Raw genomic sequence first — 19,705 nt, 5'->3', positions numbered from 1 at the left:
TCGAAAACATTCTATCATATATATTAAGGATATTCAATAAAAATTTTGGAGGAACTATGAAAGAAAAATATGTCAGCACACGCGGAGGCGAAGCAAACGTGTCCGCGTCAGAAGGAATTATCAAAGGAATCGCCAAGGATGGCGGCTTATTCGTCCCTTCATTCATCCATGACATAAAAATTGACCTGACAGCTTTGAAGGATGCAACCTACGGAGAGTTGGCTTTTGAGATTTTCAAATACTTTTTGGACGACTTCAGTGATGAACAGATCAAAGACTGTATCCACAATGCCTATTATACCGGAAAATTTGAAAATGAGGAACCCGTATCCCTTAAAAAAGTAGACGATCGTTATTTTCTTGAGCTTTACCACGGCCCTACCTGCGCCTTCAAGGATATGGCGCTGACCATTCTCCCCTATCTGATGACAACGGCCATGAAAAACGCCGATATCAGCAAGGATATCGTCATTCTGACCGCCACCTCCGGCGATACTGGAAAGGCTGCCCTCGAGGGCTTTGCCAAAGTGCCCCACATCAACATTGTGGTCTACTATCCGAAGGACGGCGTCAGCACCATCCAGGAAAAACAGATGCTAACCCAGGATGGCGATAACACCTGCGTCATCGGTGTGGCCGGCAATTTTGACGATACCCAGAACGGCGTCAAGGAAATTCTGAACAACAGCGGCCTGATCGAGGAGCTGCGGGAACAGGGTTATGTTTTTTCCTCGGCCAACTCCATCAACATCGGACGCCTGCTGCCCCAGATTGTATACTATTTTTACAGCTACATGCAGCTCTACAAAAAAGCAGTTATCGACCTGGGAGAGGCTGTTAACTTTGTGGTGCCGACCGGTAACTTCGGAAACATTCTGGCCGGCTACTACGCCCGTGCCATCGGTCTGCCTGTCAGCCGGCTCATCTGCGCGTCCAATAAAAATAACATCCTGACCGACTTTTTCCACACTGGTGAATATAACCGCAACCGCGATTTCTATAAAACCATGTCTCCGTCCATGGACATTCTGATCTCCAGCAACCTGGAACGCCTGCTCTATGACATCACAGGCGGCAACAGCGAGGTGATCGCAGACCTGATGAACCAGTTGAGCGCAGACGGCTCCTACGCGCTGGAACGCGAGCTTCTCTTCATGGGCGACGACCATGTTTTCTACGCTGGCTGTGCTAACGAGGAAGAAACCGCCGGGGCCATTAAGCGTATGTTTGAGTATAACCATTACCTCATGGACCCACACACTGCTGTTGCCAGCAAGGTCTACAGCGACTACCGCGCGGATACCGGTGATGTCGAGACTCCGACCATCATCCTGTCCACTGCCAGCCCGTACAAATTTGGCCGCAGCGTTTATGAGAGCATCTTCGGCGAAGTGCCTGAAGGCATGGACGATTACGCAGTGCTCAAGGAGCTGGCCGCCCGGACCCAAACGGAAATCCCCGTTCCGCTGAGAGATCTGGATCAGAAAGAAAACCGCCACGACAAAGTTTGCAGGCCGGAGGAAATGGCCGGCTGCATCACAGCATTTTTAGACAAATAGGAGAGTGAACCATTCATGATAAAAGTACGCGTACCCGCAACAACAGCCAATATCGGACCTGGCTTTGATGCCTTCGGTATGGCTTTTCAGTTATATAACATCTTCAGCTTTGAGGAAAGGGACAACGGCAAGCTTACCATCCGGGGCGTCGAACGGCGTTACCAGGGCAAGTCCAACCTGGTCTACAAGGCCATGCTCAAGGTCTTTAACCGTGTCCACTACCGGCCAAAGGGCATTTACATTTACACCGACGTCAACATTCCTGTAAGCCGCGGCCTGGGCAGCTCTGCCGCCTGTATTGTCGGCGGCCTGGTGGGGGCCAACACCCTCTGCGGCGCTCCCCTGACGGGCAAGGAGCTCTTTGACATGGCTGTTGAGATGGAGGGCCATCCCGACAACGTAGCGCCCGCCATGTTCGGCGGCCTGGTGGTTTCCCTTGGACTCAAGGAAGAAAACCACTATATCAAGAAAGAGGTTTCACAGTGTTTTGAATTCTACGGCCTTATCCCGGACTTTACCCTGTCCACCATGGAGGCCCGCAAGGCACTGCCGAAAAAAGTATTCCACAAGGATGCAGTATTTAACGTGTCCCGCGCAACCATGACCTACCTTGCCCTGACTGAAGGGCGGCCGGATATCCTTAAGGTCAGCGTTGAGGACAAGCTGCACCAGCCCTACCGCGAGGGCCTCATCGCCCATTATGATGAGGTTTCCCAAAAAGCACGGGAGCTGGGAGCGCTTAATACCTGCATCAGCGGCGCCGGCCCCACCCTTCTGGCCATTACCACCAGAGACAATGACCAGTTTTATGCCGAAATGGGTAAGTATTTAAAAGAAAAGCTGCCGGGATGGACCCTGCTCAAGCTGGAGCCGGACAACACAGGCGTTTGTACCGATCAGCACTCTTAAGGAGAAGCCTATGATACGTGATTATCTGATTGTCAGCAAAAAAATACTGCCCGAGTATTACAGCAAGGTGGTGGAGGCCCGCATTCTGCTGGAATCCTCCCAGTGCAAATCGGTCAGTGACGCGGTAAAGCGCGTCGGCATCAGCCGGAGCACTTATTACAAATACAAAGACTATATTTTTAAGCCCTCTGAAGATTTTGGGCGAAAATTTACCATTTCCATGATCCTCGATGACGAGCCCGGAATTCTGTCCAATGTGCTGAACATTCTGCGCGAGCACAAGACCAGCATCATTACCATTCATCAGGATATCCCCATCAACCACGCTGCCGTTGTCATCCTGACGCTTGACGGAAAGGACCTTCTGGGAAGCATCGAGGATCTCGTCGGTGACCTGGTGGTGCTGCGCGGCGTCCATAACGTTAATCTGGTAGCAATGGAATAGCCATGGAAATTCTGGAAGAAGTTCTGAATACCATTGTCCAATACGCGATCCTGTTCTTCGAGTACGTTGGCGTGGGCGTGCTGATATGGTCGGGCATCAAGGGAATCTGGGGTTATATCCGCCGCAGGCCCTCCACCCGTCTGGATCTGGCCAAAGGGATGGCCATGGCACTGGAGTTCAAACTTGGCAGCGAAATCCTGAGGACTGTCATTGTCCGCCAGCCCAGTGAGCTTATCATCGTCGGCGGGATCATCCTGCTGCGCGCTGCCCTGACAGCCCTGATCCACTGGGAAATCAAAAACGAGGAATCTGAGGTCCGCAAGGACAATCTCGTTGAGGAAAGCAAGGAAAATAAGGACAGCCTCAAATAAATAAAAGCCTTTCAGGTCTGATCGATCCTGAAAGGCTTTTCTCATGCTCTGCCGTCTCTGGCTTCATCGCAAATATACAGGTTTCAACATTCATAAAACTAAAGAAGCACCCCGCAGATAAAAGGAATCCAAAGCGCCAGCACAAGGGCGAGAATCACCAGAATAGGGATGCCTGCCCTGCCGATATCCATCATACTGTAGTAGCCCTTGGAATAGGTCATCATCGGCACTGCAGACAGGGGCAGGATCATGGTCCAGCTTGAAAAAATACAGAGCGGAATGACCAGAACAGCCGCGTTTATCCCAAGCGCCTCCGCCACAATGGTAACCGGCAGCGTAGTGGAGGTGATGACCGCCGGGGCATTGGGCAGCACCAGCTGCATAATATACATGAAAACTGCCAGCTGGAGAATGAGCAGGATAATGCTCGTTCCATTGTCCACCCTGAAGAAGGTGTCCGCCAGCCAGGATGCCACACCGTTTTCCAGAATTAGATTTCCGATGCAGAGGACAGAGCCGATCATCAGAATGACGTCCCAGCTCACCTCATCCTTGAAATCTTTCCAGTGCAAAATATCAATACCCGGCAAAAACATAAACGCCAGCCCGCAGATGGAAACCAGGGTGACATTGAGCGCCGGAATCCATGAGCTCAGAATCCAGAGAAGGATCATTACCACCAGAATGGACACCACCATTTTTTCTTCTCTGCCCGGCTTGTCCAGGGTCTTGAGTTCCAGAATAAACTGCCTGATTTTATCCGGATGAACCGGCGCCGGCCTGAAAATTTTAATGATCAGCAGCCACGCCAGGGGCAGCATGACCAGTACTACTGGAATACAGATCGCCATCCAGTCCACAAATCGCACCGTCACTCCTGCATACTCCTCCAGCAGACCCAGGGCTAAAATATTGTTAGAGCTGCCAGCTGGCGTGATGGTCCCGCCGATCATGCCCGCGATGGGCAGGGCGATCATGATGGCTCTGCCAGTGCGCCTGCGTTCCTCCTCCGAATCGTAAAGCTCCAGAAAGCTGATGGCCAGCCCCATGAACATCACCGTCGCCGGTATGTTGGACATGATGGAGGAAATGAGCGCTGTGGCCAGCATCATGGCCAGAATAAACAGGTGGACCTTGCTCCCCATTTTCTCCAGCAGTATGAGCAGAATGCGCTTGGCTGTGGGCACCTTGGAAATAGCTGCCGACAGGCCAAAGGTCGCCAGCACGAAAAACAGAGTAGGATTGGGAAAGGCCACCAGAAAATCCTTCATGGTTGCCAGTCCGAAAAACATCGGGAGCACCAAAACAAAAATACTCGAAATCCCAAGAGGCATGGCCTCTGTTACCCACAGAAGAATAGCAATAACAAGAAGCGCCAAGGTCTGCATACCAGACATTTCCAATCCCTGCGGAACCGGCACAAACCGGTAGCCGATAAAAACAGCGGCCGACAGCACAATTCCTGTAATACGCTTTTTCATTTTTTTGCCTTTCCAGTAAAAAACCCCGGCAAGCAGACACTGCCGGGGCTTCTATACTATCTGAATAGCCTGAGAACCAGCGCGAATACTAAGTCCTCATACTTTTGGATGTCGCTTGCCCTTTCAATATCTGAAAGATGATCGTGTTCTTTCAAATAATCATCCCATTTAACATAATTTTTGGTCTCAAAGCTTTGATTTCTATCGTCCATTTTTTGCTCCTTATCTGTAAACACCGTAATCACGGACAAAGTCGGTCAGCACATGCAGGTTTTTAATGGTATTGCCCTCCAGCGAGAACAAACCCTTGTCGAATCCAAAGATATAGCCGCCGCCTGGTGCCAGGATGTCAATGAGTTCTTTGGCCTTGTCCTTAACCTCCTGCGCACTGCCGAACTGCAGCAGGGAGATTGGGAAAAAGCCTGTGATCACATGGCGGGTTCCGCTGAGCTTTTCCTTTACCAGCTTTGGATCGCCGTATTCAAACTGCATTTTCACCGACCCGTTAAAGGTCTTGAGATAGTCCATATGGCGCATCCAGTTATCCTCCACGAACAGGTCAACACCGGCTCCTGGCGCTACCAGACCATCCATCAGCTTTTTGAAGGAGGGCCAGTAAAATTTCTCAAACTGCTTTTCGTTGATAAAGCTGCCCATGTGCAGCGGGATCATCACCCGGTAATCCGGCGGCAGGCTGTCCGGGTTTGGAACCCCTTCCCGCAGCATCAGCGGTACCAGCGCGTCGCAGGCCTGCACAACCTTGTCCGGGTACCGGCGCATATCCTTTGATATCCCTGTAAAGGATCTGAGAAAATCCGCCAGATAATCGAATGGGGCTGTGGAGCGGCCACTGGGCGCGGCTGGATAGCCGTATTTTGCAGCGATTTTACCCATCATCTGCCCGATGACGGCAAACTGGTCGGCGTTGGCCTTGACCGCCTGTGCCAGAACCATGGCCCGCCGTCCGGGCGTGGTATCCAGAGCCGGGTACAACCTCGGCATCAGTGTTTCCGACATGTAAAAGAACGGGTCCTCAATAAAAGCATCGTACTCCTCAGGCTCCAGTGAGTGCACCTCAGGGTGCTGCATGACGCCTGTGGCCCCCATGATAATAGATTTCGCCTCCAGTATCTGGTATAGAATCGGTAACCGTATGGCGCCAGGCCCCAGCGGTATATCGGAATAAAAGTCATTATTGACCCGGTCAAAGATATCGTACCAGGTTTCTGGTTCCCAATAGATGTTGCGGAGATTCTTCCCCTTTTCCACAATGCCCTGATCAATGGCATAGGAAACCGACGCTTCAAAGGCAAAGGATAGATGTATGGGCACCCTTTTAGGCACCTTGCCTGAATATACTGCCTTTAAATCCGCTTGTCTTTCCTGTTTTAATTGATTCGCATCCAACTGTCTTTCCTCCATTTCCCTTTTGCTTCATTAAATTCCGTCATTCTGACGGTTCACTTCCATAATTTCCCGGACACGCTTTTCTGTCAGTTTATAGAAAAGCATACATACGAAGCCAACAGCCAGTACTGCGGCCGGTGCCAGTGTGATGGCGCTGAATATTCCTGAAACCACCTGCGGGGTTACCGCAGCCTCCGCCGAATAACCAACAGCGGCTAAAAGATAGCCTGAAAATCCGCCTGCGATCAGGACACCAATTTTGATGGGCAATGTGTAGAGCGACATGATGAAAGCACGCCCTTCCTTACCGATTTTAAATTTTCCATATTCGACGCAGTCCGCAAACATGGCAGGGCCAGGCGTCGCGATAAAGGTAAAGAAGAACCAGCCGATAACCATGATTGTCATAAAGGTGATATCACTCTGACCGCCAAACAGCCGGGCGCATACCAGCGCGATGGCCGGCGCGGCAAAGCCGATGAGATAGGTGTTTTTCTTCCCCAGCTTTTTTACAATGAACTGGCCGGCAATCAAGGAGCCCACAAAGCCCGCAATGCTGATCGCGGTTGAAAAGACCGGCTGAAATTCCAGATTATTGACAACAACCCTGAAATAATAGACTGCCATGCTCAGCACCAGAGTGTTGCACACCGTCTTGCAGGTTTCCGCCACCAGCATGAGCATGAGCGGCGGGTTCTTAAAGACCTGCTCAGCCATCTCTTTGGCCGACAGCTTTTTCCTGACCGCCACCGATTTTTCCTCTGGCTTGTCATATTCCCTGGAGACCTTGAACAGCCCCATCTGAGGAATCAGGTATACGATCTGAAAAATAACGACCGCTGCCAGAAAGCCAAAGGATGTGGCATCCTTGGTTTCGCCGGAAAACCACAGCACCAGCGGCATGAAAGTCGAATTGAGCACAATGCCTGCCACAGCCGCAAACTGTGCCTTTCTGGCAGACAGCATGGCCCGGTCCTCAGGGGTGGCACCAAGAGCGTTGAGCAGTGCCAGCTGCGCGGTCCGCCCAAAATTGAACAGCGCAAAGAACACAATATAGCAGACTGCCGATATCCAGAGCTGGACGGTCTGTGTTCCGCCAGCGCTGGAATACTGTAAAATACCGATGACCGCCGCCAAGGGGCACATCAGCAGGAGCCAGGAACGGTATTTCCCCCATCTCGGGTTCATCCGCTCCTCCACAACACCGGACAGCAGCAGGGTACCAATGTCAAAGGCTCTGGTAAAAATCAGGATCGTCCCCATTACAGCCGGTGCAACCATCAAAACATTCGTGATAAAGTATGAGTAATAGCTTGTCGATAGGCTTGCTACCATTAAAGCCGTCAGTTCTGATAAACCAAATATTGTTACGATAAACTGAGAAACTCTGGGTTTAACTTTTTCAGCCATTTTTCTCTCCCTTTCATAGTAAAAATCTTAATTGTTCCAATATTATCTAAGATTTTCATACATAAAATACGTATTAACGCCAATTTTATCTCTACAGTATGCTTTTTATTTTTCCGGAAAACATTTACACAAGCATCTTGTAATTGAAGTATAATTCCTTTTGCCTGAAAAGTCAAGTTTTTCCGATTATTTTATCGGAAAATTTAAGTTTTTCAGGTAAAAGTATATTTTGTAAATATTTAAAGTATTTTTATTTTTTTGTCTAAGGATTATCTGCTATAATAGTGCATATCAGCACGATACCGAAAATGCGCTAAAGGAGCAAAATGACAATGGCAGAGAAGAAAAAAAACAGCAGCACCCGTGAAAGGATTATTGAAAATGCCAAAAAGCACTTTTACTGTGACGGCTACAGTAAAACAAGAATGCAGGACATCGCGGATGATACAGGGATTGCTCTCGGCTCATTGTCCTACCATTTTAAGAAAAAGGAAGCGATTGTCTCCTCCATTCTGAAAATTTTTCTTGAACGCCTCTATGACCACACGTTGGAAAATGCCCAAAAACCCTTAAACGCCCTGGAGCTTCACTTCTACGCCAGTATCCCCTACTATGAAAACCTGCTGACCGAAGAAAACACAAAACGTTTTTATTATGAGTTCACCCAGGCCCAGTCTGTCCATTCGACCAACTACGGCGGCAGCGAGCTGGCTGACTTTATCACCGAGGTCTATCATCAGTCCCTCAAGGATTATCACATTTTTGTGGACGATGCTTATGCCAACATGGCGCAGAAGTTTGGCTACGGCGGCCGGGTGCAGATGGTTATTGACTATGTGGAAGGGGCCCTCGGCACAGTGAACATCGCGGAAATGGCCAATTTCCTGAGCTCCTCCCGGGAGATGCTGCTTGGGGTGCCAAAGGCGGAGCTTGACCGTATCGGACAGGAGGCCATCGCGTTTAACAGAGAGGTTGATTTTTCAAACATTATGCCTTTAACATAAACACAAAAAGAGCGTGTTCCCCATCAAATGGAGAATACGCTCTTTTTGCATGGTATTGTATTAAATTTTCTCAATGCTGTCAATGGTTGCCCCGCCCAGGCATACCTGGCCGTCATAGAGGACGACCTCCTGGCCCGGCGTGACAGCCTTCTGATCTTTATCGAAATCAACATGCAGTCCGCCATCGTCCCTCACCGTGACATGGACGCCCTGATCGGGCTGCCGGTAACGGAACTTGGCCGTACAGGAAAACTCCCGGGCCGGTGCTTCGCCGGCCACCCAGCTGGTATCTGTGGCTTCCAGCGATCTGGAATACAGAGCCGGATGCTTTTCACCCTGAACCACGTAGAGCACATTGTCCTTCAGGTCCTTTTCCACCACAAACCAGGGCTCGCCTGTGCCCTGTCCACCAATACCCAAGCCGCGGCGCTGACCCAATGTATAGTACATGAGGCCCTCGTGCTTTCCCTTGATATTGCCGTCGAGATCCCGGATTTCTCCGGGCTGGGCGGGCAGGTACTGGCTCAGGAACTTGGTGAAGTTGCGTTCCCCGATAAAACAGATTCCCGTGCTGTCCTTTTTGTCCGCAGTGATGAGGTTGTTCTTTTCCGCAATCTCACGGACCTCCTTTTTGTCGAGGTGCCCGATGGGGAACATGACATTTTCCAGCTGATGCTGGCCAAGCTGGCAGAGGAAATAGGTCTGGTCCTTGTTATGGTCAAAGGCACGGATCAGGCGGAATTTTCCTTCGTGCACATCCTTCTGGGCATAGTGGCCGGTTGCGAGCACATCGCCGCCGACCACCCCCAGAGCGTAATCTAAAAATCGTTTGAACTTAATTTCCTTGTTGCACAGAACATCGGGATTCGGAGTACGGCCTTTTTTGTATTCATCGAGAAAATAGGCAAAAACATGGTCGTAATATTCCCTGGTAAAGTTTACCGTGTAATAGGGAATATCAATGGTCTCACACACACGCTGGACATCTTCATAGTCCTCAGTGGCAGTACAGACTCCGTCTTCGTCCTTTTCCTCCCAGTTTTTCATAAAAACGCCAATGACATCATACCCTTGCTGCTTTAAAAGCAGGGCCGCGACGGAAGAGTCCACCCCGCCGGACATACCTACTACTATTTTCATTTTTATCCTCCTCCCAGTGCGGTCAGGCTGGCGAACGTCTTATTTGATGGCTGCGGCCATGGCATCTGCCAATGCCTTAAGCTTCGCTTCGTCTTCTGCGTCTGCCAGGCCCTGTACGTTGACCATGTCGCCAACCACATCGGCCTTTGCCTTTTCTGTAAATGCATTAAAGTAACGGTCTGCTCCGTTGCTCCAGCTAAAGTCTGTAAAGAAGCCCACCTTGTGGTTCTTTACGCCAATTTCTTCCACCTTGTATAACAGGTTGGCCATTTTCGGGAAAATGCGGCCGTAATAAGCCGGCGCGCCCAAAATCAGGCCTGTGTATTTCCACATGTCGCTGACAATGTAGGAAATATCGGTTTTGGAAACATCGAATAATTTAACAGTCTTCACGCCAGCATCCTTCAGGTAGCCTGCCAGCAGCTCTGCGGAGTGCAGCGTATTGCCGTACATGGTACCATAGGCGATGACAACGCCCTCTTCCGTTTCATAGCGGCTCATGCGGTCGTAGAAATCTACAATGTAGCCTGGATTGCTTCTCCAGATGAGGCCATGGGACGGGCAGATGGTCTGAATGTCCAGTGGTCCCAGTTTCTGCAGCGCTTTCTGAGCCTGCCCGCTGACCTTGCCCACAATGCAGGCATAGTAGCGTCTGGTGTTGTCCTCATAGGAAGCCACATCATTTTCATCGTCAAAAATACTGCCGTCGGTGCTGCCAAAGCTGCCAAAAACGTCCATTGAGAACAGAACCTTGTCGGTTGCGTCGTAGGTGACCATGGATTCCGGCCAGTGAACCATTGGCGTCATGTAGAACTGCAGCTCGTGATGTCCCAGATCCAGGGTATCGCCGTCAGCGACTTCCAGGATGTTTTTATCAATATTGTAGAAGTTCTTCATGATCGGGAAGGTTTTTTTGTTGCCGATGATCTGCATATCCGGATAAACGGCCAGCAGATCGGCAATGGAGCTGGAGTGGTCTGGTTCCATATGGTTAACGATAAGGTAATCAACCTTCTTGTCACCGATAATGGACTTGATCTTTTCGATATATTCGCCCTGTTTAAAGGATTTTACCGTATCCACAACAGCGACCTTGTCGTCGTTGATGATATAGGCGTTATAGGCCACGCCGTCCTGATCGATGGGCCACATGCCCTCAAACAGGTAGGTTTCATGGTCGTTGACGCCGACCCAGTAAATGTCGTTTTTAATTTGTACTGTTTTCACTTAATTTTTCTCCTTTGCACTTTAATTCTTAGTTTCATCTTACCCTGATGTCTTAAAGATACACAGTTGTTAGGATAAGTTTAACCTTATTTCTATATGGTTTCAAGGGTAAAAAAGAGATACAACCTTTTCAATTAATGCACGTCGTAATCTTTGAAGCCTTCATTCAGTTTTTTCAGCTCTTTATAGCTCTTTTTCATACTGAAAGACTGAATGATAAAGAAAAACCCAAGAATCCCCAGCACAATTCCAAGGAAGACAATGAAAAACACTGCCTGCCCAACAGGGTTAATAAATGTAAAAATACCAAAAATAATCAGAAGCACGCCGAGCACAATTTTTACAATCCGGCCCATGCCCAGAGAGCTTCCGCCCATGACCAGCAGCACAATGCCGGTGATGATGGCCCAGATGCCCACAAGCACGACAAAGAAAGATATGATGGTGGCGGGCCAGAGCAAAAATGCCGCCCCCACTAAAATATCGACAATGCCCCGCCCAAAGCTAAAGCCGTTGCTGACGCCGTACTCTACCCGGTTGGCGATACCGACAATCAGGTAAAAAACTCCCATGGCCACACGGTAGATACCGATGACCATCACGAGGAAAGACAAGGTTACATCGGGCAAAAAGAGGGTCATCCCGCAGATGACAACCAGGCTGATGCCCTCGAGGAGCATCATCCACCACTTGCCATAGGCGCGGTCAAGAAGCTCGATGCCCTTAACTCTCATGTTTTCTTTATTCACGCTGTTTCCTTTCCGCCTCTATTCCTCCGCGTTCATTTTCTCAACGACACGCGCAAGAACATCGGCTGCACGTTGTTTTACAGGATCGCAGGCCTTTACCTCATCACGGTGGTGTTCCTTGATGTAGCTGCAATCCAGACTGCCAAATTCTTTTTCAAATTCTTCGACTAAAAGCTTGGAGGCCTTCTTTGCTTTGTCCTGAGTGCTGGGGCGCTCTTCGCCGTACATTGCGCTTAAGGCTGCCAGGGCGCCGCAGAATGCGCCGCAGGTCCGGCCGGAGTTAAAGCCGCCGCCAAAGCCCTGCATCATTTTAAAGGCTTCCTCAGGCAGGTTTAGCCCATATTCTGAGTTCCCGGTGCGCAGCAGAACCTCCGCACAGTTCATATGATACTGTTCTCTTTTGTCTGCCGGCTGGTCGCTGCCGTAAGCGTTGTAAACATCCACATAGTTAATTGACATTTTACTCTCTCCTTTTAATTGAATCAACTTGTTTTCCCTTGGCCACAGAAAAGGCCGGGAGCGGAGAGCATCCGCCAAAAGCCCTTATCAACAGCCAAAACTTCGTATCTTTAATTATATATTGTTCTACCCAAAAAGGCTACTACTTAATTACCTTATTCGAGTATTTTTAAACCTTCTGCCGCCTTCCTCACTTTACTAAACCCGTTAAATGGTGTATGATATATTCTTGTACGGAGATGAAAACACAAACGATCATCTGACTCTACCGAAGCATCAGCAGCGGCTGTTTTTCTCTGGTTCAAGACAAATTATTATCGGGAGGTCCACTATGGATAAAGTACTAAATACCCTGGAACCCCAACCGGTTTTTCACTATTTTGAAGAAATCTGTGAAATTCCGCACGGTTCCTTTGACACAAAACGAATTTCGGATTATTGCGTCCGTTTCGCCGAGGAGCGGGGACTCACCTGCCATCAGGACGACGCCAATAACGTCATCATCATAAAAGAAGCCAGCGAAGGCTATGAAAATGCCAAACCCGTGATCCTGCAGGGTCATCTGGATATGGTCTGTGAAAAGGTTGACGGCTCAGACCACGACTTTAAAACCGATCCGCTGGGGCTCATGATTGAAGGCGACTGGATCACTGCTGACGGCACCACCCTGGGCGGCGACGACGGCATTGCCGTGGCCTACGGTCTGGCACTGCTGGACAACAACACCCTGCCCCATCCCAAGCTCTACGTGATCTTTACCACCGAGGAGGAAGTGGGCATGGAGGGCGCACACGCCATCGATCTGACCCCTGTCAGCGACGCGGCTTATATGATCAACCTCGATTCCGAGGACGAGGGCATTATTCTGGCCGGCTGCGCCGGCGGTGTCCGCGCCAACTGCACCTTTGATGTCAAGCGCACCGCCAGAAGCGGCCTCTCCTGCGAGCTGGCCGTATCCGGCCTGCACGGCGGCCACTCCGGACAGGAGATCAACCGCTACGGCGCCAACGCCAGCGTGCTTCTTGGCACTCTGCTGAACGACCTGGCCCAGGACCTGAGCTTTGATATCATCGACCTGACCGGCGGCACCAAGGACAACGTCATCACCAAAAAAGCAACCGCCACCATCGTCATTGACCCCAACGACGAACCGGCCGTAACCGACCGCCTGAAAGCTCTGGAAGTCCTCTATAAGAAGAATTACGCCTCTAAGGACCCCGAGCTTACCCTGAGCCTGAAAACCCTCGAAAAGGGCGATTTCATGGTTTTTAACGAAGCCTCCGCGAAGCGCGCCATCTTTGTGCTCATGCAGATACCAAACGGCGTCCAGGCCATGAGCCTCGACATCGAGGGACTGGTGGAAACCTCGCTGAACCTGGGAATTATGTATACCAAAGAGGATTACTTCCTCGTCAGCTTTGCCATGCGCAGCTCCATCGGCACTGCCAAGGAAGCCCTGAGCGCCAAAGTCCGCGCCTTTACCGAGTATCTGGGCGGCACTTACACCGAAGCGTCCTCCTATCCGGCCTGGGAATACCGCAGGGAATCCGCCCTGCGGGACATGATGTGCAAAACCTTTGAGGAAATGTACGGAAAGACCCCGACCGTGGAAGCCATCCACGCTGGCCTGGAATGCGGCCTGATCTCCGCCAAGCTGCCAGAGCTCGACATCGTATCCATCGGACCGGACATGCACGATATCCACACCCCGGAGGAACGCCTGTCCATCTCATCGACAGCCCGCACCTGGGATTACCTGCTGAAGGTTTTGGAGAATTTAAAATAAAACGCTGATATAAGGAGGAGAGAAATAAATGAACAACATGCAAGCCCTTAAAACAAACCTGCCCGAGGACATTGCCCTGCTCAAAGCCTGGGGCGACTTTGACAAAGCGGCAGAGCTCATTAAAAAATATCTGACACGCCCCATTCCAAAGGCCCTGGCCGAACGTCTTACGCTGGAGCTGGACATATTGGCCGAGCTGCCTATGCAGTACCCCTACCCCTATGACGAGGCCCTGAAGATGATGCAGGAAAAGGTTCCAGGTTTTACCCGTGAAGACCTGGAAACCCTCAAAGATGACGGCTATGCCGACTGGATTTATGTGAACGGCGTCGTGCATTTCCAGGACATGTTTGTGGCCAGCATTGCCAAGACCGTTCCGAAATACAAGGATATCGAGGTGGATGAAGACCAGAAGACCATCGAGGTAAGCCCAGTGGAAATCCTGGACGAAACCGTCAACGAAATGATTGAAAAGGGTGAAAAGAACTATTTTATCCACATCCGCCACACGGTTAAAATCAAAAAAGAAGCCGAGGAGCTGGGCAACCAAATCCGTGTTTACCTGCCCATTCCGCAGAACGCCGACCAGATCAGCAATATCAAGCTCATCGACATCTCACCAGAGCCGGTCAAGATTGCGGACGAAACCTATGGCCAGCGCACCGTCTACTTTGAAAAGCCACTGGAGGCGGGCGACACTTTTACCGTAGAATACTCCTATGAAAACCACGCGAAATACGTTAAGCTGGACCCGGACAAGGTGGACGCAAAGCAGCCGGATTTTGAAACCCAGGAGCTTCTGCCCCACATTGTCTTTTCACCTTATATCCGCGCCCTGTGCGAGGAGCTGACCGGCGGCGAAACCAATCCGCTCATCAAGGCCCGTAAGATTTATGACTTTATCACCACCCGGGTGCACTACTCCTACGTGCGTGAGTACCTGACCATCACCAACATACCGGACTACATGGCCACCGGGCTCAAGGGCGACTGCGGCATTCAGGCCCTGCTGTTCATTACCCTGTGCCGCTGCGCGGGCATCCCGGCCAAATGGCAGTCTGGCTCCTATGTCAATCCGGCCAGCATCGGCAATCACGACTGGGCCATGTTCTACATCGCGCCCTATGGCTGGCTGCACTGTGACTGCTCCTTTGGGGGCAGCGCCTACAGAAATGGCGCCGAAAACCGCTGGAATTTCTATTTCGGCAATCTGGAGCCTTTCCGTATGTCGGCCAATTCCGAATTCCAGCTGGACTTTGATCCGCCGAAAACCTACCTGCGGGCCGACCCCTACGACAACCAGCGCGGCGAATGTGAATACGAAAACCGCCGCCTTACTTTCCATGATTTTGACGAGGAACGTGTGATCGTGGAAATGTTCCCCATTGATTAAACCAAATTCTGAGGACTGCTGCAGCAGTCCTTTTTCTTTTTTATCTTAAGCTTTCTTTACGCGCATCTTGCCCTGTTGGCCGCAGGCATGTTATACTTTGCCCATCAAACAAATTAAAATATGGAGGATACGATGAAAAAATTACTAACTTTATTGCTCACCGCTCTACTCCTGCTCGGCAGCCTGCCGATCTCGGCTCTGGCCCAGGATAACGGCGGATCAGACGCCCTTACCGGTGACTATGTGCCCGGTGAGGCCATTGTCTGCGTAAAGGGCTCATCTGCGGGCTTTTACGGCCGGTCGGCTGAGTCTGCGCTGCTGGCCGGAGCCGAAACCCTCATGGCTCTGGACAGCAGCGCAAACGCCTACAGCCGCAGCGCCGCACCCGCCGAAAGCCTGAAACTGGTGCGCTCCGACACCCTGAGCACCACAGAGCTCATCGACGAGCTACAAAAGCTGGACACGGTCGAATTCGCAGAGCCCAATTACATTTACACTGTCTCCGAAGGCACCAAGGATCTCACAGGTATGCAGTGGGCCTATGATAAAAACGGTGATTTCGGCATGGCCATTGATGGCTGGAACCAATACAAAACAGACGGTACGCCAGCCCCTGCTGTGGACACCAGCGGAACAGTGGTCGCCGTACTGGACACCGGTGTCGACTACGACCATGAGGATCTGAAATCCGTCATGTGGACAGCCGACAGCAGTCTTAAAGCCATCATCGGCGGCGGCGACCACGGCTATAACGCCATCGCGGCCAACTCCGAGGGCGTCCCCTACGATTCCACCAACCCCATGGACGACCATAGCCACGGCACCCACTGCGCCGGCATCATTGCCGCCTCCTGGAATAACATGGGTGTCAGCGGCGCCACCAGCGGCGCGCAGATCATGGCCGTCAAGGCCGCAAACGACAAAGGCAGCATTGCGTCCGCAGATACGCTCAGGGGCTATGCCTATATCCAGAGAGCCGTGGAAAACAACGTGCCCGTCACAGCCATCAACAATTCCTGGGGCGGCAGCAGCAGCGGCAAAGCTCTGGACCGCGCAGTCACCGCTGTGGGTGAAAAAGGCGTGGTCAGCGTTTTTGCCGCAGGCAATGAGAGCACCGACTGTGATAATGCCTCTAAAACGGTCTCCACCCTGCGGGACAATCCCTATGTGATTGCCGTCAACGCGACCGATGTCGGCGGCAGCATGGCAGACTTCAGTAACTACGGAGCCACCACCACTGACGTGGCCGCCCCGGGTGTCGACATTTTTTCGACCATTCCCACCAGCATGGGTAAGGCCGACCCGCGCCTGATCACCGCGCCTTTTCTTGAGGACTTTGAGGATGAAACGGCTGCCAAAATAACCCTTAAACCCAACGAAGGCACCACCACCGCCTACTCCGGCGACATGGCCTTTGAGGGCAGTCAAAGCCTCAAGGTAACAGCCGCCGCTAACCAGGGCACCATTGAAAGCGAAGCCCTGAACCTTTCTGCCACCCCGTACCGATACCTGTCCTACATGTACCGTGCCGATCCCACCGCAGAACAGAACATCCTGGCAGCCTTAACCGGTGTCAGCGTTAAAACCACCGATCTGAATGAGGATGGCACGCCAAAATGGCAGCCCCTCACACAATCTGTCTCATTGTCCGGCAGTTGGGCCCCGGCGGCCTATACACTGCCTGACAACACCGATTACAGCAGCTTCCAGATCCGCATCGCCACGGTTCGGGTACTTCCTGACGGTGCAACCTCCGTTCCCGGCGATGTCTACATTGACAATCTGGGCCTCGGCGATGACACTGCCGCCTATGATTACATGAGCGGCACCTCCATGGCCACGCCGGCCGTCACCGGCGAAGTCGCCATTGTAGCAAAACATTTTGACGATAAAGACGCTGCCAAAACCGCCGCCCGGGTCATCGGCAGCGTTAAAAAAATTGATAGCCAGACCGGCAAAAGCGTTTCCGAAGGCCTGGCACAGGTCGATCGGGCGCTGGCAGAGAACACGGTTCCGGTTGTCAACAGTGCTGCCGCCACCGGCGACAGCCAGCTGACCATCGGCGGCTATTTTTTCGGCAGCGCGCCAACGGTTACCATTGACGGCACGTCCGTCCCGGTGGTATCCTCATCGGATGAAAGCATTGTGGTCGCTCTTCCCCAGGGCATGGAGGCCGGCGTCAAGCGCATTGAGGTGACCTCAGACAAAGGTTCAGGCCACCAGTCCTTTAACCTGGGCGCAGTCAAAAACCTTTACGAGCGCCTGCCCCTGCCCGATGACGCGCGCTTCTACAACAGCTACTACGGCAGCCTCACCGGCCTGAATGGCAGCCTGTACTACACGGGCCTCAACTCAAACGATACAGTCGAGCTCTGGCGCTATACCCCCGGACAGGCCGAAAACAACGGCTGGACACGGCTCAACTGCGATGAGAGCATCTTCCCCTCAGCAAATAACGCCTGCACCTGGAACGGCCGTCTCGTCATCTACACCGAAGGGCCTCAAGGCGCCGGTATTGGCATTTATGACCCGGACACAGACACATGGAGCCATTTTACCACCGATCTGACCGCAGACCTCTCCATGCCGGCGCTCATCAACAACGGCAACGAGGTTCTGCTCGTGGGCGGTAAAAAAACAGTGGAAGGCAAAGACATTGCCCAGACTGCCATCATCCGCGTGGATATGGAAAGCCAGACCACTGAAAAAACCGGCGATCTCACCACTGCCCGCGTCTCACCGGCAGTAGCCTACACAGCAGACAACAGCGTCTATGTGGCCGCCGGAACCGCGGCGGACGGCAGCATGGCCGACGGCCTCGAAAAAATTGAGAACGGCCAGAGCGCAACAGTCCGCGAAAACATCCTGCCTCAGGGTCTGGCTCAAAGCCAGGACTACACCGGCGCCTTTGGCACCATCGACGGCGGCATGATCCTTTCCGGCCCTGTGGTCACAGACACAGACAGCGGACAGGTCACTGCCGATACCTATACCTTGAACTTTGACACAGGCGGCTTTGAGCCAACCGGTAAAATTGTGAACACCGCCCGGGTTTTCAGTGGCGCCGGTACCGCCTACCGGAATGCTTTCTACGTTCTGGGTGAAACCAACTACGCCGAAAACAACCGCGTGTTTAGCGTGGACCGCAGTGTAAAAACCCTGCCCCAGCCCGGTGAGGAGCGGGAAAAACCCATCGATCCCGTAAATCCGGTCAATCCAGCGACGCCGGACAGCACCAGCGGCAACGCATCCACAGGCTTTGTGGGCGGTAATGCCGGTATCCTGCTGGCCGCGGTGCTTTTGGCCGCCTGCGCGGCAGGACTGCTGCTCTACCGGAAACGAAACCTTGGCTAAACCATTAAAAAAGGATGCTCCCTTTACAGGGGCATCCTTTTTTTTTACTTTTTCTCTGCTGGCATCCACAGCTCCATATAAGGTACTGCCTGATCCCGGTGATAGTAGATTTCCGGCGAGTAGGCTTCCATAGTCAGGCCCTTATGCTCAAGCCATTGGGCACTGTATTTGACTGCCTTATTGAGGGCAGCAGTGATCAGCTCCTCAAAGCTTTCGGCTTCAAAGCCGCAGACCACGTATTCCCGGGCTGGCAGTTCCCAGGTCATAAACCCATCAACCTCGGCACCGGCGGCCACCTCGGCACCGGTAAAATACGTGAAGCAGCCCTCAGGCGCGCTGCCCATGTAGGCCACCCCCACCTCCCGGCTGTCGGCTGCCCGTGGTATCCGGTGTTTTTCCCGGTGGAACCGCTCCCAGATTTCTCCGGGGATATCCACGCCGGTGGCCTCGCCCAGGGGCATCTGGCCGTCAATGGGCACAGCGCCGCTGATGCCCATAAACCGGACAGGCTCACCGAGCTGCCGGCAGTTCATTTCCAGCACCAGACCCTCGCTGATAAGGGGGACCCCCTCGTCAATCAGCACATAGTTTAACAGCAGATCTGGCTTGTCAAACTGGTTCAGTGCCACCGGGGACTCCCGAAAGCCCGCCGGCGTCATGCCATAGGCGTCCTTAAAGGTCCGGCTGAAAACCTCATGGCTGCCAAAGCCGCAGTCCAGGGCAATGTCCAGAATCCGGGCACCCCTTTCCCTCAGCATGGTGCTGGCCCGCGCCAGACGCCGCAGTCTTATGTACTCCCGCACCGGTTTTTTTACCAGCCGGGAGAACAGCCGCTGGTAATAAAAGGGCGATAAGGCCGCCAGTTCTGCCAGTGCCTCGATTTTCAGATCCTCATCCATATGTGTCTCAATATAATCCAGAGTGGTCTGGATCGCATCCCATGCGTGCATTGTAAGCACCTCCTTCACCTAAAGGATAACCCATCTGCAGCCAGCGCGTTTGACGTCCTCT

Annotated in this window: 17 protein-coding genes; 8 read left to right on the top strand and 9 right to left on the bottom strand. The window is 52.1% G+C overall.

The window, feature by feature from the left end; translation table 11 throughout:
- Positions 1-56: 56 nt before the first annotated feature.
- The 4 genes from thrC to B2M23_RS13940 are packed head-to-tail and all read left to right on the top strand — an operon-like array spanning position 57 to position 3,284.
- Entirely contained in the window at positions 57-1,559 is a 1,503-nt protein-coding gene (gene thrC, locus B2M23_RS13955) for a threonine synthase (protein ID WP_038350680.1), read from the top strand.
- 15 nt (positions 1,560-1,574) lie between these two features.
- The gene (gene thrB / locus B2M23_RS13950; RefSeq protein ID WP_013381443.1) at positions 1,575-2,468 is read left to right on the top strand and encodes a homoserine kinase; all 894 of its coding nucleotides are present in this window, start codon (positions 1,575-1,577) and stop codon (positions 2,466-2,468) included.
- A gap of 10 nt (positions 2,469-2,478) precedes the next feature.
- Entirely contained in the window at positions 2,479-2,913 is a 435-nt protein-coding gene (locus tag B2M23_RS13945; RefSeq protein ID WP_013381444.1) for an ACT domain-containing protein, read from the top strand.
- A 2-nt stretch (positions 2,914-2,915) separates the two neighbouring features.
- Positions 2,916-3,284 (top strand): DUF1622 domain-containing protein, encoded by a 369-nt coding sequence (locus B2M23_RS13940; RefSeq protein WP_038350681.1) that lies wholly within the window; start codon positions 2,916-2,918, stop codon positions 3,282-3,284.
- Positions 3,285-3,382: 98 nt separating this feature from the next.
- Here B2M23_RS13940 and B2M23_RS13935 read toward each other — a convergent pair whose 3' ends face one another.
- From B2M23_RS13935 to B2M23_RS13925, 4 genes are read right to left on the bottom strand one after another with little or no spacing between them, the layout of a single operon-like run.
- Positions 3,383-4,765, bottom strand: a complete 1,383-nt coding sequence (locus B2M23_RS13935) for an SLC13 family permease (protein WP_038350682.1) — start codon at positions 4,763-4,765, stop codon at positions 3,383-3,385.
- A gap of 56 nt (positions 4,766-4,821) precedes the next feature.
- A complete protein-coding gene (locus B2M23_RS21280; protein WP_154557373.1) occupies positions 4,822-4,977 on the bottom strand; it encodes a hypothetical protein in 156 nt (51 codons plus the stop codon).
- Between the two features lie 10 nt (positions 4,978-4,987).
- A complete protein-coding gene (locus B2M23_RS13930; RefSeq protein ID WP_227209281.1) occupies positions 4,988-6,172 on the bottom strand; it encodes a uroporphyrinogen decarboxylase family protein in 1,185 nt (394 codons plus the stop codon).
- A gap of 30 nt (positions 6,173-6,202) precedes the next feature.
- Entirely contained in the window at positions 6,203-7,582 is a 1,380-nt protein-coding gene (locus tag B2M23_RS13925; RefSeq protein ID WP_013381449.1) for an MFS transporter, read from the bottom strand.
- Between the two features lie 332 nt (positions 7,583-7,914).
- On the opposite strand from B2M23_RS13925, the gene B2M23_RS13920 reads away from it, so the two are divergent.
- Positions 7,915-8,586: a TetR/AcrR family transcriptional regulator gene (locus B2M23_RS13920; protein WP_038350684.1), complete on the top strand. Its 672-nt coding sequence runs from the start codon at positions 7,915-7,917 to the stop codon at positions 8,584-8,586.
- A 60-nt stretch (positions 8,587-8,646) separates the two neighbouring features.
- Here B2M23_RS13920 and mnmA read toward each other — a convergent pair whose 3' ends face one another.
- The 4 genes from mnmA to B2M23_RS13900 all read right to left on the bottom strand — a co-directional run bounded on the left by mnmA (position 8,647) and on the right by B2M23_RS13900 (position 12,161).
- A complete protein-coding gene (gene mnmA, locus B2M23_RS13915; protein ID WP_013381453.1) occupies positions 8,647-9,726 on the bottom strand; it encodes a tRNA 2-thiouridine(34) synthase MnmA in 1,080 nt (359 codons plus the stop codon).
- A 39-nt stretch (positions 9,727-9,765) separates the two neighbouring features.
- Positions 9,766-10,953 (bottom strand): FprA family A-type flavoprotein, encoded by a 1,188-nt coding sequence (locus B2M23_RS13910; protein WP_013381454.1) that lies wholly within the window; start codon positions 10,951-10,953, stop codon positions 9,766-9,768.
- A gap of 134 nt (positions 10,954-11,087) precedes the next feature.
- Positions 11,088-11,702: an HdeD family acid-resistance protein gene (locus tag B2M23_RS13905; RefSeq protein ID WP_038350685.1), complete on the bottom strand. Its 615-nt coding sequence runs from the start codon at positions 11,700-11,702 to the stop codon at positions 11,088-11,090.
- An 18-nt stretch (positions 11,703-11,720) separates the two neighbouring features.
- The gene (locus B2M23_RS13900) at positions 11,721-12,161 is read right to left on the bottom strand and encodes a C-GCAxxG-C-C family protein (protein WP_038350686.1); all 441 of its coding nucleotides are present in this window, start codon (positions 12,159-12,161) and stop codon (positions 11,721-11,723) included.
- 331 nt (positions 12,162-12,492) lie between these two features.
- On the opposite strand from B2M23_RS13900, the gene B2M23_RS13895 reads away from it, so the two are divergent.
- From B2M23_RS13895 to B2M23_RS13885, 3 genes are all read left to right on the top strand, one after another.
- On the top strand, positions 12,493-13,947 hold the full coding sequence (locus B2M23_RS13895) for an aminoacyl-histidine dipeptidase (protein WP_038350687.1): 1,455 nt from the start codon (positions 12,493-12,495) through the stop codon (positions 13,945-13,947).
- A gap of 28 nt (positions 13,948-13,975) precedes the next feature.
- Positions 13,976-15,340: a transglutaminase-like domain-containing protein gene (locus B2M23_RS13890; protein ID WP_038350688.1), complete on the top strand. Its 1,365-nt coding sequence runs from the start codon at positions 13,976-13,978 to the stop codon at positions 15,338-15,340.
- A 132-nt stretch (positions 15,341-15,472) separates the two neighbouring features.
- Positions 15,473-18,694: a S8 family serine peptidase gene (locus B2M23_RS13885; protein ID WP_038350689.1), complete on the top strand. Its 3,222-nt coding sequence runs from the start codon at positions 15,473-15,475 to the stop codon at positions 18,692-18,694.
- Between the two features lie 44 nt (positions 18,695-18,738).
- Here B2M23_RS13885 and B2M23_RS13880 read toward each other — a convergent pair whose 3' ends face one another.
- A complete protein-coding gene (locus tag B2M23_RS13880; protein ID WP_038350690.1) occupies positions 18,739-19,644 on the bottom strand; it encodes an AraC family transcriptional regulator in 906 nt (301 codons plus the stop codon).
- Between the last annotated feature and the right edge of the window lie 61 nt (positions 19,645-19,705).

It is taken from the genome of Eubacterium limosum (assembly GCF_000807675.2).
Taxonomy (GTDB): domain Bacteria; phylum Bacillota; class Clostridia; order Eubacteriales; family Eubacteriaceae; genus Eubacterium; species Eubacterium limosum.
The sequence above is the reverse complement of the archived record's forward strand: the minus strand, read 5'-3'. Positions and strand labels throughout refer to the sequence as shown.

Coding starts and splice junctions, on each gene's coding strand:
- thrC (WP_038350680.1), top strand. CDS start 57: ATGAAAGAAAAATATGTCAGCACACGCGGAGGCGAAGCAAACGTGTCC.
- thrB (WP_013381443.1), top strand. CDS start 1,575: ATGATAAAAGTACGCGTACCCGCAACAACAGCCAATATCGGACCTGGC.
- B2M23_RS13945 (WP_013381444.1), top strand. CDS start 2,479: ATGATACGTGATTATCTGATTGTCAGCAAAAAAATACTGCCCGAGTAT.
- B2M23_RS13940 (WP_038350681.1), top strand. CDS start 2,916: ATGGAAATTCTGGAAGAAGTTCTGAATACCATTGTCCAATACGCGATC.
- B2M23_RS13935 (WP_038350682.1), bottom strand. CDS start 4,765: ATGAAAAAGCGTATTACAGGAATTGTGCTGTCGGCCGCTGTTTTTATC.
- B2M23_RS21280 (WP_154557373.1), bottom strand. CDS start 4,977: ATGGACGATAGAAATCAAAGCTTTGAGACCAAAAATTATGTTAAATGG.
- B2M23_RS13925 (WP_013381449.1), bottom strand. CDS start 7,582: ATGGCTGAAAAAGTTAAACCCAGAGTTTCTCAGTTTATCGTAACAATA.
- B2M23_RS13920 (WP_038350684.1), top strand. CDS start 7,915: ATGGCAGAGAAGAAAAAAAACAGCAGCACCCGTGAAAGGATTATTGAA.
- mnmA (WP_013381453.1), bottom strand. CDS start 9,726: ATGAAAATAGTAGTAGGTATGTCCGGCGGGGTGGACTCTTCCGTCGCG.
- B2M23_RS13900 (WP_038350686.1), bottom strand. CDS start 12,161: ATGTCAATTAACTATGTGGATGTTTACAACGCTTACGGCAGCGACCAG.
- B2M23_RS13895 (WP_038350687.1), top strand. CDS start 12,493: ATGGATAAAGTACTAAATACCCTGGAACCCCAACCGGTTTTTCACTAT.
- B2M23_RS13890 (WP_038350688.1), top strand. CDS start 13,976: ATGAACAACATGCAAGCCCTTAAAACAAACCTGCCCGAGGACATTGCC.
- B2M23_RS13885 (WP_038350689.1), top strand. CDS start 15,473: ATGAAAAAATTACTAACTTTATTGCTCACCGCTCTACTCCTGCTCGGC.
- B2M23_RS13880 (WP_038350690.1), bottom strand. CDS start 19,644: ATGCACGCATGGGATGCGATCCAGACCACTCTGGATTATATTGAGACA.